The sequence below is a fragment of the Hydrogenophaga sp. genome, assembly GCF_022844385.1.
Classification (GTDB): domain Bacteria; phylum Pseudomonadota; class Gammaproteobacteria; order Burkholderiales; family Burkholderiaceae_C; genus Hydrogenophaga.
Genome location: NZ_JALHLX010000011.1, coordinates 15,990 through 27,130, shown reverse-complemented (window position 1 = coordinate 27,130; position 11,141 = coordinate 15,990). Strand labels below are relative to the sequence as shown.

The 11,141-nt window shown below is 65.6% G+C and carries 8 protein-coding genes; 5 read left to right on the top strand and 3 right to left on the bottom strand.

Going from position 1 to position 11,141, the window contains the following annotated elements; genetic code table 11:
• Positions 1–1,313: chloride channel protein (locus tag Q0C59_RS03960; RefSeq protein ID WP_291211999.1), on the bottom strand; the 1,313-nt coding region annotated here is incomplete at its 3' end.
• Positions 1,314–1,454: 141 nt separating this feature from the next.
• On the opposite strand from Q0C59_RS03960, the gene ssb reads away from it, so the two are divergent.
• The 3 genes from ssb to Q0C59_RS03945 all read left to right on the top strand — a co-directional run bounded on the left by ssb (position 1,455) and on the right by Q0C59_RS03945 (position 3,255).
• Complete coding sequence (gene ssb / locus Q0C59_RS03955; protein ID WP_291211996.1) at positions 1,455–1,964, top strand: single-stranded DNA-binding protein; 510 nt, start codon at positions 1,455–1,457, stop codon at positions 1,962–1,964.
• A gap of 79 nt (positions 1,965–2,043) precedes the next feature.
• The gene (locus tag Q0C59_RS03950; protein ID WP_291211994.1) at positions 2,044–2,703 is read left to right on the top strand and encodes a response regulator transcription factor; all 660 of its coding nucleotides are present in this window, start codon (positions 2,044–2,046) and stop codon (positions 2,701–2,703) included.
• A 144-nt stretch (positions 2,704–2,847) separates the two neighbouring features.
• The gene (locus Q0C59_RS03945; protein ID WP_291211991.1) at positions 2,848–3,255 is read left to right on the top strand and encodes a hypothetical protein; all 408 of its coding nucleotides are present in this window, start codon (positions 2,848–2,850) and stop codon (positions 3,253–3,255) included.
• A gap of 106 nt (positions 3,256–3,361) precedes the next feature.
• On the opposite strand, the gene Q0C59_RS03940 is transcribed toward Q0C59_RS03945, so the two are convergent.
• Positions 3,362–4,327 carry a hypothetical protein gene (locus Q0C59_RS03940; protein WP_291211988.1) on the bottom strand — a complete coding sequence of 322 codons (966 nt, stop codon included), beginning with the start codon at positions 4,325–4,327 and terminating at the stop codon, positions 3,362–3,364.
• 342 nt (positions 4,328–4,669) lie between these two features.
• Between Q0C59_RS03940 and Q0C59_RS03935 the strand changes: the two genes are divergently transcribed.
• Positions 4,670–6,904, top strand: a complete 2,235-nt coding sequence (locus Q0C59_RS03935; protein ID WP_291211986.1) for an ATP-binding protein — start codon at positions 4,670–4,672, stop codon at positions 6,902–6,904.
• Positions 6,905–6,910: 6 nt separating this feature from the next.
• The gene (locus tag Q0C59_RS03930; RefSeq protein WP_291211983.1) at positions 6,911–9,169 is read left to right on the top strand and encodes a PAS domain S-box protein; all 2,259 of its coding nucleotides are present in this window, start codon (positions 6,911–6,913) and stop codon (positions 9,167–9,169) included.
• Between the two features lie 21 nt (positions 9,170–9,190).
• On the opposite strand, the gene Q0C59_RS03925 is transcribed toward Q0C59_RS03930, so the two are convergent.
• Complete coding sequence (locus tag Q0C59_RS03925) at positions 9,191–11,116, bottom strand: MFS transporter (protein ID WP_291211981.1); 1,926 nt, start codon at positions 11,114–11,116, stop codon at positions 9,191–9,193.
• Positions 11,117–11,141 lie beyond the last annotated feature (25 nt).

Below are 11,141 nucleotides of genomic sequence, written 5' to 3'. Positions count from 1 at the left end.
CGCATCATCAGCAGCGACATGGTGCTGTAGAGCGGGCGGCTGATCATGCGCGACACCAGGCTGGCCAGCAGCGCACACGCCATCAGGCTGAGCACCATGCTGTGGCCATCGGTCATCTCCATCACGATGATCATGGCGGTGATGGGCGTCTGGGTCACGGCGGCCAGAAAGCCGCACATGCCCAGCGCAATGAGCGCTGCGCCATGGGGTGAGCTCAGCAGCCAGGCCACGTCAGCCCCCACACCGGCACCCAGCGACAGGCTGGGGCCAAAAATGCCGCCGGGTACACCGGCCCAAGCCGAGAGCCAGGATGCGACGAATTTCAGGCCGGTGAACACCAGGGGCAGGTGAGCCTGCGTCGAGTTGGCAGCCTGGTCCAGCAGTTCCTTGGTGTGCTCATGCCCCACACCCACAGCCGCGCCATCACTCACGATCGCGATCACTGCCACCACGAAGCCGCACACCGCCGCAAACGTGACCGGGCGTTTGCGACGGTAGGCACAAAACCGGTCGGGCAGACCGGTGAACGAAGCCAGCATGAGGCGCGACAGCAGACCGCCCAGCAAGCCGCAGGCCAGTGCCACCAGCGCACCGGGGGCCAGCAAGCTCCACCACGACACCGCGTCTGCCCGCACCCGACCAAAGTAGGAGAGATTGCCGAACGCCGACACCGCCACCAGGCCGGCCACCACAATGGCCGCCAGCATCAGGCCGCTACTGCGGTCCTGCAGGCGGCGCGAGAGTTCTTCGATGGCAAACACGATGCCACCCAGGGGCGTGTTGAAAGCCGCGGCAATCCCGGCTGCGCCCCCGGCCACGAGCAATTCCCGGTCGCTGATGCCCGAAGCGGGCGACAGCCAGCGCCGCGCGTGCAGCATCACACCCGCCGCCACCTGCACCGACGGCCCCTGCCGCCCCACCGACAAGCCCGCCAGCAAGCCGCCCGACACACCCAGCACCTTGGCCACACTCAGCTTCAGGGACACAAAACGCGAGCGCTCACTCAGCGGGGTCTCCGGCGCCAGCGCGGTGAGCACCTGCGGCACGCCCGAACCCACCGCTCCGGGCGCCCAGCGCCGGATGGTCCAGACGATCAAGGCAGTCAGGGCAGGCGTCCAGATCAAGGGCGCCCACCACCAGCCATTGCGCATGCGGCTGTAAAGATCGATCGCGGCGTCGGCCAGCAGCGTGAACCCGACCACGGCCAGACCGGCGAGCACGGCGTAGGCGATCACCACCGCGCGGTCCAGCCATTGCCTGCCACCGCCCATTTCGTCGCGCAGGTTCTGCAGGAAGTCCGGTTCGCCTTTCATGGGTTGGCAGTGTAGGGCCAGGGGTATCCCGGCTTCGACGGGCCTGCGCGACCGGCCCGCTGGCGGTCAGTTGCGGCACAATGACTGAACGATTTTCGGGCGGCCCCGCGCGGGCCGCCCCACCCTCTACAGGACATCACCATGGCATCCGTCAACAAAGTCATCCTCGTCGGCAATTGCGGGCGCGACCCCGAGATCCGATACCTGCCCTCGGGCGGTGCCGTGGCGAACATCAGCATCGCCACCACCAGCCGCCGCAAGGACCGCAACTCCGGCGAGTTCATCGAAGAAACCCAGTGGCACCGCGTCACCTTCTTCGAACGCCTGGCAGAAATCGTGGGCGAATATGTAAAAAAGGGCACCCCCGTCTACGTCGAAGGCCGCCTGACCTACCGCAAGTACACCGACAAGGACGGCATCGAGAAAACCGCCACGGACATCATCGCCAGCGAAATGCAGCTGCTGGGTAGCCGCCAGGGCATGGGCGGTCCCAGCGGTGACGAAGCTGGCGGTGGCGGTGGTGGCAGCTACTCGCGCCCCGCGGCGGCCCCGCGCGCGGCCGCGCCCGCCGCGCCCCGCCAAGCTCCGGCAGCAGCGCCGGCACGCCAGTCCAGCGGCTTCGATGACATGGACGACGACATTCCGTTCTGACCCCGAAAGGCCTGACCCCGAAAGGCCCGGCCGTTGACGCACGGCGCGGCATCCCCCCCCCCTCCAACCGAAGCACACCATGATCAAAGTTGTTGTTGCAGAAGATCATGCGCTGGTGCGACTGGGCATCAGCATGCTGCTGGCGGCCAACGGAGGCTTCGAGCTGGTGGCTGAAACCGCATTGGGCAGCGAGGTCGAGGTGCTGGTGGCGTTTCATTCGCCAGACCTGCTGCTGCTCGACCTCGCGCTCAGCGACAGCTCGGGCATCGAGGTGACCCGCAAGGTGAAGAAGGTCGCGCCCGATACGAAGGTGTTGATCGTCACCGGCAACGTCTACCCGGGGTCCGTGGCCAACGCTTTCGCTGCCGGTGCAGACGGCTTTGTGCTCAAGCACGAACAAGGCTCGGAACTGCTTGAGGCCATTCAGGCGGTGCTCGCTGGCCGGCGCTACATCAGCCAGCAGGTGTCCAGAGGACTGGACAGCACCGCCAATGGGCGCCCCACGGGCCAAGGGATGTCGCAGTCATTGACCCAACGCGAGCAACAGATCGTGCGCATGATCGCCAAAGGCGGCAGCAACCAGGAAATCGCCGACGCCCTGCACATCAGCGTGCTCACAGCGCGCAAGCACCGGCAAAACGTGATGCTCAAGCTCGGTTTGCACAACGGTGCCGAAATCGCTGCCTACGCCATCCAGTCGGGACTCGCAGAAGCACCCGACGTCGACAGCAACCTGTAGTCGGGCCGCAGATCGGCCTGAATTTCGCAAAATAGTGCTCATGCATTATTGGGGGTGGGGGTATCCGGGCGAGATACTTCTCCCCATGGTGAACGCATCTTCGGTCACCAAGCCAACCCCAGAGAAGCGAGGCAGATCATGGGCATGACCGCATTGACGTTGGGTGTCATCAAACACTTTGGTCGCAAGAACGAGGTGAAGGTGCAGAACGACGAAGACGTCGATTCCGAAATCATGCCTTCCTCGATTTCGGACGACTACCAGGCACTGATCCAGGACTGCTTTCGGGCCTTGGGCCTCGATGGCGGCCAGGTCCGCATCATGGTCCGCTCGGTCGGACTGAACCCCGGCGGCCTGGAAATCTACGCGGCCTTCATCAAGGTGGTCCATTGGGACAGCCGGGTGGTTGACATGCTCGGCAAGATGCCGACCATCGAAAAGAAGATCGATCGTCGCGTGCGCCAGAGTTCGATGTTGCGCTACAGCGCATTTGCGGGTTTGTGGTTTCGTTCGCCGGCCAATGCCACGGGCGCAGTCGCCACGATGCACTGAGCCGCTCCACGACAGCGGCCGAAACAACAAGGGCCTTGCCGTATCGCGGCAAGGCCCTTGTTGTTTGGTGCGAACACGTCCGCGTGCCGAGGTCTCACTGAGGCCATCAGTGCCAGGTCAGCGGCCCCACAAGGCCGTACTGTTTTGGCAACAAGCCCGCCAAAGAATACAGCTGGTGTTTGGCGGCCAGCCTGCAGGCCTGCAGCGCCAGCACAGCGTGCATGCGTCGGCTCTCCTCCAGAATCGCATCTGAGAAGTGAAGGGCACTCCCGGAGCCATGGCGAAACCCGGTCTCGGCGGTGCGACGCAGCGACCGCGCCCTCACAAAACTGGCATGCCCACGATCCAGGTTGAGAGCCGCATCCAGATAGGCCTCCCGGGCCGACGCAAAATCCGCAGCCGCCTGGGCTCTGACTTCCTCCATGCGCGCAATCCAGTCGTGGAAGTCCTCGGGTGTGCGGCCTGGCCCTGTGCTTGCACCGGTGAGCCGATCGGCGGCACGGGCGCGAGCTCGCTGGCGCAGGCGGAAATGCACGTCGGCGTGCGTCAACAAACACGCTTCGGCCAAGCGGTCCATTTCGTCGGCCGGCAGTGGCCCCAGGGTATCGACGACGGAATCCAGCTGCGCCGGCAGCAAGCGCGTGTGCTGTGTGAAGCGCCGACCGATCCGGTTCCATTCGCGCACTGCCTCGGACACCGTGTCGCGCTCGGCCATCAGAAGCGTTGTGATTCGCCGGTGAACGGACTGGTGCGCCTGCCCGGCTTCCATACGGGCAGCGACCATCTCGAGGAGGGTTTCCATTTCACGCTGGGTGGATATCGCGTTCTGAAGCTGCAACCGCGCGGTGTCGAGCTGAAGGCAGATGTCCAGTGTGATGCAGAGCAGGCTGTTCATTCGCCGCAGTGCGGACTCATCGGCCACGGCCAGCGACGGATCAGGCGGATGGTTGGCGAGTGGGCCTTGCACGCGGGATGTCGCCGGAGTCGGCGGCAGCGCCACGCCCGTGTGCGTGGCGCTGCCGTTGTCCCGATCGAGCAACAGCACATGACGCAGCACCGTGGCAAGCGTCATCGGTTGGTGGGGTTTGCCAGCGCTGCGCTGTACCGCGGCCTCAACCACCCGGGCCTCACCCAACCTGGAGTGAGCCGAAACGGCCGGCGACTCCGCTGGGGGCGGAGAGCTCGAAGGGCCGTGTTGCACGGCCGGTGCTGAACGCTCTGTCATGCTCGGCTCTTCCAAAATGGAGTGGTAAGCCTGCAGTCTCTGGGCTGGCGCGCGACGTCTCAATAATGCCAGCGCAGTATTTTCCGCTGGCGATGTTGCCGACTTCACAGGTAGGTCATGGATTTTTCCAAACCTCGCGACTACGATGGGCCCTCTTGGTCATGCCATTGAAGGACACGTCTGGACCTCATGCGAAACCCCGACCCGATTCCCTGGAGCCAACTTCCTGGTCTGTCGGCCGCATTGGGCGACGACTGCGCGCTGCTGGGTGCTTCGCAATCCTTTGTGGAACTCCTTCGCGCGCAAGGCGCGCCTGCCCACTGGATCGACTGCCTCGCAGCGGCATCGCGCGCGCAGTTGAGCTCGTGTGTGCAGCGCAAGACCGACTTTCATTGCCTCATCGAATTCTCGACACCATCATCGTGCTGGCTCGCCTGCAACGCCCACTGGGTGCCTGCCCATGGTCACCACGTGTGCCACTTTGCAGACACCACGCCCATCGAAGAGGCTCGCCTGCAGGCACAGAAACAGGTCGAGCGTGTGCACCTGATCTTCAAGATGCTGCCTGTGATGGTGGCCCACTTCGGTCCGCGCCCGCACAACCGCTGCGAGTTTGCGAACCAGCAATTCGCCGCGCTCTTCGGGCACGACGCACAATCCATCCTGGGGATCCCGGCGCTCGATCTCATCGGCAGGAACCTGCGTGAAGCGGTGGTCCCCTTCCTGCGGCGCACGCTCAGGGAACACAAGCCCGTGACTTTCCCCTTTGAGTTCATTGCCGCCAACGGCGTCCCGATGCGGCTTGAAGTGACCGTGACCTTTGCCGGGGATGCACACGACACCGGTGCCGACAAAGGATTTTTTTACCTCATCTCCGACATCACCGAGCGGCACAAGACGGAGTTCGCCCTGCGCGAATCCGAGGACCGCTTGTCGCGCTTCATGAATGCCAGCGAAGAGTGTGTGGTGTTCCACCGAGATGGTCTGATCACCGACGCAAACCCGGCCACCAGCCAGTTGCTGGATACACCGTTGCACCAGTTGCTGGGCCGATCGGTGCTGGAGCTGGTGGCACCGGAGTACCGTGCGCGCGCAATCACCGTGATCGCCTCCGGAGCAGACGCGGCCTACGAAAGCGAGGTCTTCAACGCCCGCGGCGAGCGCATCCCGGTGGAGATCATCGGGCGCTCCATGATGCGCAACGGCGAGCGCCTGCGCATGGCCGTGGTGCGCGACATCCGCGACCGCCGCGAAGCCCAGGCCCGCATCCACGAACTCATCGAAGGCCTGCGCTCGGAGAAAGACAAGGCCGAGGCCGCCGACCGCGCCAAGTCCGTCTTCCTCGCCGCCGCCAGCCACGACCTGCGCCAGCCCATTCACGCACTCAGCCTCTTCCTCACCGCCCTGCGCTCCATGTCCCAGTCCCGCAGCGTGCGCACCGCCGACCTGGCCGAGATCTGCCGGCGCATGCAGGCCTCGCTCGATGGCCTGGGCCAGCTGCTCAACATGCTGCTGGACGTCTCCCGCCTGGACGCCAACGCCGTGCAGGTCGAGCGCTCACCCACCAGCGCCCAACGCCTGCTCGAAGAGCTCGACCAGGACTTCCACCAACTCGCCACCGAGAAGGGCCTGCGCCTGCACGTGGCCAGCTCGCGCCTGTGGGTCGACACCGACCCCACCGTGCTGCGCCGCATCCTGGTCAACCTGGTCTCCAACGCCGTGCGCTACACCTCACGCGGACGCGTGCTCATCGGCTGCCGCCTGCGCGGCCCCGAGGTCGAGTTCCAGGTCTGGGACAGCGGCATCGGCATCCCACCCGAGCAGCGCGAGGCCATCTTCGAGGAGTTCTTCCAGATCGGCCAGACCCAGGCCGCGGGCCACGAGTCCCATGGCCTGGGTCTGGGCCTGTCCATCGTCAAACGCTCGGCCTTGCTGCTGGGTGCCCCGCTGGACCTGCGCTCCACCCCCGGGCGCGGCTCCATGTTCAGCATCCGCGTGCCACGCTGCGAGGCCCCCACGCACACCGCCCCCGCCCTGCACGAGCCGGCCTACCCCCAGTCGGTCGCCCGCATGGGCGTGCTCGTCATCGACGACGACGAGCAGGTGCTCGCCGCCATGCGCAGCGTGCTCGGCGTCTGGGGCCACCACGTCTTCTGCGCCACCTCCCCCGACGAGGCCGTCGTCATGGCCATCTCCCACGCCAGCGACATCGACCTGCTCATCTCCGACTACCGCCTGGGTGGCAACGTCACCGCCATCGACGCCATCCGCGCCGTGCACGCCTGCCTCCCACGCACCGTCCCCACCTACATCCTCACCGGCGACACCTCCCCACAACGCATCCACGAAGCCTCCGAACTCGGCTTCCCTCTCCTGCACAAACCCATCGACGCACACACCCTGCGCGCCATCCTGGGTGAGTAGATCCGCATGCAGAACACGCCACACACAGACATCGGGCCAGCGCCGGCATCGCTCTGGTGGCAACACCTGCCGGGTCTGGTGCTCGTGGTCAATGAAGAAGGTCGACTGCACCACACCAGCACAGCCCTCGTGGCATTGCACGCAGCGTCACACTCCGATGGCGACTGCATCGTGTCCCTCACACCTGCATCGAAGCGGGCGCTGTTCGACAACTTGAAGCATCGCAACGATTTCCAGCTAGAACTGGAATGGGAAAAGCCACCTGCCGCCGATGCGCGCGCGCGCTGGTTTTCCTGTTCGGCGAAGTGGCTGGAGGACACTGCCCAGTACCTCTGCGTGTGGGTCGACATCTCTGCCAGCCAGCAAGCCCGACTGGAGGCCTGCGCCGAGAGTGGATTTCTCCGGGATTTCTGCAACGCCATTCCCATCATGGTGTCGCACTACAGCTACCCCTTGCGCTGCGAGTACGCCAACAAACACTACGCGAACCAGTACGGGCTGGACGAACAATCCATCCTCGGTCGCACGGTGGAAGAGGTGCTGGGCAACGCCAACGTCGAAGCCGTGCCCTTCAGGAAACAGGCCTTCCACGAGCGAAAAACCGTCACCTACGAGCGTTCATTCATCCACGGCTCGCAGGTGCAATGGGTGCTCGTGACCCTGGTTCCGTTGCTGGATGCGCAAGGTGACTACGTGGGCGCGGTCGCCATGAACCAGGACATCACTCAACGCCGTCTGGCCGAGCTGGCGCTGCGCGAGTCCGAAGACCGGCTGGCCAAGTTCATGGACGCCAGTGCAGAGGGCGTGGTGTTTCATGTCGACAGCCGGATCACCGATGTCAATCCCTCGGCCAGCCGTTTGCTCGAAGCGAGCAGCAGCGAACTGCTGGGCTGTTCGGTGCTGGAGCTGGTGGCACCGGAGTACCGTGCGCGCGCAATCACCGTGATCGCCTCCGGAGCAGACGCGGCCTACGAAAGCGAGGTCTTCAACGCCCGCGGCGAGCGCATCCCGGTGGAGATCATCGGGCGCTCCATGATGCGCAACGGCGAGCGCCTGCGCATGGCCGTGGTGCGCGACATCCGCGACCGCCGCGAAGCCCAGGCCCGCATCCACGAACTCATCGAAGGCCTGCGCTCGGAGAAAGACAAGGCCGAGGCCGCCGACCGCGCCAAGTCCGTCTTCCTCGCCGCCGCCAGCCACGACCTGCGCCAGCCCATTCACGCACTCAGCCTCTTCCTCACCGCCCTGCGCTCCATGTCCCAGTCCCGCAGCGTGCGCACCGCCGACCTGGCCGAGATCTGCCGGCGCATGCAGGCCTCGCTCGATGGCCTGGGCCAGCTGCTCAACATGCTGCTGGACGTCTCCCGCCTGGACGCCAACGCCGTGCAGGTCGAGCGCTCACCCACCAGCGCCCAACGCCTGCTCGAAGAGCTCGACCAGGACTTCCACCAACTCGCCACCGAGAAGGGCCTGCGCCTGCACGTGGCCAGCTCGCGCCTGTGGGTCGACACCGACCCCACCGTGCTGCGCCGCATCCTGGTCAACCTGGTCTCCAACGCCGTGCGCTACACCTCACGCGGACGCGTGCTCATCGGCTGCCGCCTGCGCGGCCCCGAGGTCGAGTTCCAGGTCTGGGACAGCGGCATCGGCATCCCACCCGAGCAGCGCGAGGCCATCTTCGAGGAGTTCTTCCAGATCGGCCAGACCCAGGCCGCGGGCCACGAGTCCCATGGCCTGGGTCTGGGCCTGTCCATCGTCAAACGCTCGGCCTTGCTGCTGGGTGCCCCGCTGGACCTGCGCTCCACCCCCGGGCGCGGCTCCATGTTCAGCATCCGCGTGCCACGCTGCGAGGCCCCCACGCACACCGCCCCCGCCCTGCACGAGCCGGCCTACCCCCAGTCGGTCGCCCGCATGGGCGTGCTCGTCATCGACGACGACGAGCAGGTGCTCGCCGCCATGCGCAGCGTGCTCGGCGTCTGGGGCCACCACGTCTTCTGCGCCACCTCCCCCGACGAGGCCGTCGTCATGGCCATCTCCCACGCCAGCGACATCGACCTGCTCATCTCCGACTACCGCCTGGGTGGCAACGTCACCGCCATCGACGCCATCCGCGCCGTGCACGCCTGCCTCCCACGCACCGTCCCCACCTACATCCTCACCGGCGACACCTCCCCACAACGCATCCACGAAGCCTCCGAACTCGGCTTCCCTCTCCTGCACAAACCCATCGACGCACACACCCTGCGCGCCATCCTCGACCCGTAAGCAAAGGGTCCTCGCCAACGCTCAGTCGATCAGGGCGCGCACACCGCTGTGCAGGCGCTCCAGCGTGGCTTTCGACGCCACGAGCGGATCACCCACGCGCAGCCCGACGCGGCTGAATATGCCGCGGCGAAACGGTCGCACCATGGCCACCGCTTCACCGTTGCGCACCTCGACCCGGCTGAAGTACGAACCCCAGAGATTGCTCAAACCCATCGGGACCACTGCGGGCTGCAGGCCTTCGCTGTCGGCCATCTCCAGGATCTTCACCACACCGCCCTTGAACGGTTGCAATTGGCCATCGCGCGTGATGCCGCCTTCGGGAAAGATCGCCAGCAGCTCACCGTCGCGCAGCACTGCCACGGCCGCCTCGAACGCAGCGTCGTAGGCCTGCGCATCTTCCTTCTGCGGCGCAACCGGGATCGCCTTGGCCAACTTGAACAGCCAGCCCAGCACCGGCACCTTGAAGATGCGGTGGTCCATCAGGAACCGGATCGGCCGCGGACTGGCGGCCATGAGCAACACCGCGTCCACAAAACTCACGTGGTTGCACACCAGCAGCGCCGCACCTTGTGTGGGAATGTGTTCGTCGCCCTGCACCTTGAAGCGGTACACCAGGCGTGACGCGACCCAGGCCACGAAACGCAGCAGGTACTCGGGCACCAGCATGAAGATGTAGAACGCGACCACCGCGCTGGCCAGACCCACCAGCAGGAACATCTGCGGGATGGTGAAGCCGGCTTGCAGCAAGGCCCCGGCGATCACGGCGCTGGCGATCATGAACAGCGCGTTGAGGATGTTGTTGGCCGCGATGATGCGGGCGCGGTGCGTGGGCTGGCTGCGCATCTGGATCAGGGCATACATGGGCACGCTGTACAGGCCCGCAAACAGGCTGAGCAGCGCCAGATCGGCCAGCACGCGCCAATGCAGGGGGTCCGCCACAAACGCCTGCAGCCCCAGCGCCGTGGCGGGTGGCAGACCGCGGGTGGAGAAATACAGGTCGATGGCAAACACGCTCATGCCGATCGCCCCCAGTGGCACCAGGCCGATCTCGACATGGCGGCGCGACAGCACCTCGCACAGCAGCGAACCGGTGCCGATGCCGATGGAGAACACCACCAGCAGCAGCGAAGCCACCTGCTCGTCCCCGTGCAGCACGTCCTTGGCCAGCGCGGGAAACAGGCTGAGGAACACGGCGCCAAAAAACCACATCCAGCTGATGCCCAGCAGCGAGCGGAACACCACCGGTGTGCGGTGCGCCAGTTGCAGGTTGCGCCAGGTTTCGGTGAAAGGGTTCCAGTTGATCACCAGCCCGGGGTCCATGGCGGGAGAGGCGGGAATGTGGTGTGCCGCCACCCGACCCAGGATCGCCAGGAACACGCAGGTGAAGCCCACGTGGTGCGCGCCGATCTCGGGCACCGCAATGATCAACCCCCCGGCCACATTGCCCAGCAGGATGGCCACAAAGGTTCCCATCTCCACCACCCCGTTGCCGCCGGTGAGCTCGCGCTCGCTCAGGTGCTGGGGCAGGTAGGCGAACTTCACCGGCCCGAACACCGCAGATTGCAAGCCCATGAGGAAGATGCTGGCCAGCAGCAGCGGGATGTTCTGCACGAAGAAGGCCCAGGCCGCCAACGCCATGATCACCATCTCGGCGCGCTTGAGCCAGACGATCATGCTGCGCCGATCGAGCTTGTCGGCCAGTTGGCCGCTGGTGGCGGAGAACAACAGGAACGGCAGGATGAACAAGGCGCCGATCACCAGCCCCGCCAGGTCGGCCGGCAGCCAGGCCACCTGCAACTGGTAGGTGACCAGCACGGTGAACGCGAACTTGAACAGGTTGTCGTTGGCTGCTCCGAGAAACTGCGTCCAGAAGAACGGCGCAAAACGGCGCTGGCGCAGCAAGGCAAACTGACCGCCCTCGGCGGCGTGCGATGGGGACGCGGACATGGCTGACTTCTCCTGTTGTTGGGGG

What these genes read in the sequence shown, in the direction of transcription:
- ssb (WP_291211996.1), top strand. Translation starts at nt 1,455, where the DNA reads ATGGCATCCGTCAACAAAGTCATCCTCGTCGGCAATTGCGGGCGCGAC.
- Q0C59_RS03950 (WP_291211994.1), top strand. Translation starts at nt 2,044, where the DNA reads ATGATCAAAGTTGTTGTTGCAGAAGATCATGCGCTGGTGCGACTGGGC.
- Q0C59_RS03945 (WP_291211991.1), top strand. Translation starts at nt 2,848, where the DNA reads ATGACCGCATTGACGTTGGGTGTCATCAAACACTTTGGTCGCAAGAAC.
- Q0C59_RS03940 (WP_291211988.1), bottom strand. Translation starts at nt 4,327, where the DNA reads ATGACGCTTGCCACGGTGCTGCGTCATGTGCTGTTGCTCGATCGGGAC.
- Q0C59_RS03935 (WP_291211986.1), top strand. Translation starts at nt 4,670, where the DNA reads ATGCGAAACCCCGACCCGATTCCCTGGAGCCAACTTCCTGGTCTGTCG.
- Q0C59_RS03930 (WP_291211983.1), top strand. Translation starts at nt 6,911, where the DNA reads ATGCAGAACACGCCACACACAGACATCGGGCCAGCGCCGGCATCGCTC.
- Q0C59_RS03925 (WP_291211981.1), bottom strand. Translation starts at nt 11,116, where the DNA reads ATGTCCGCGTCCCCATCGCACGCCGCCGAGGGCGGTCAGTTTGCCTTG.